Below are 680 nucleotides of genomic sequence, written 5' to 3' on the forward strand. Positions count from 1 at the left end.
CCTCGTCGAAGCGCTGCCAACGGCGGCGGCCCGCGGCCTTGGCGCGGTACAGCGCGACGTCGGCGTCCCTGAGCAGCTCCTCGGGCTTCGCATAGTGCGGACCCGAGACCGCGATGCCCACGCTCGCCGAGGTGTAGAGCTCCTTTCCCGCCACGTGGAAGGGAAGGTTCAGCGCCTCGAGCACCCGCTCGGCCAGGCGCTCCGCCTCCTCGGGCCCGGCGATCGGGTCGACGAGGATGGCGAACTCGTCCCCTCCGAGACGGGCCACCCAGCCCACGCTCGACGCGACCCGGTGGAGCCGCGAGGCGACCTGCTTGAGCAGCTCGTCGCCGAGCAGGTGCCCCATCGAGTCGTTGATCACCTTGAAGCGGTCGAGATCGAGGAAGAGCACGGCGAAGCCGGCCCCACCGCCCCGCCGCAGCTCGAGGGCGAGGCTCAGGCGGTCCAGCAGGTAGGCGCGGTTCGGCAGCCCGGTGAGGGTGTCGTGGAGCGCGTCGTGCATGAGCCGCGCCTCGATCGTCTGCCGCTGCGCGATCTCGGCGCGCAGCCTGGCGTTGGTCTCGGCCAGCTCCGCCGTGCGCTCCGCCACCCGGCGCTCGAGCTCGCGGTTGGCCTCGCGCAGCGCCTCGTCCGCGCGCTTGCGCTCGAGCGCGTGGGCGATCTGGTAGGCGACGAAGGTG

1 protein-coding gene is annotated in these 680 nt (G+C 72.6%); it reads right to left on the bottom strand.

The features are described from left to right. A partial coding sequence (locus NZU74_20490; GenBank protein ID MCS6883707.1) for a diguanylate cyclase occupies positions 1 to 680 on the bottom strand: 680 nt, incomplete at both ends.

It is taken from the genome of Chloroflexaceae bacterium, from assembly GCA_025057155.1.
Taxonomy (GTDB): domain Bacteria; phylum Chloroflexota; class Chloroflexia; order Chloroflexales; family Chloroflexaceae; genus JACAEO01.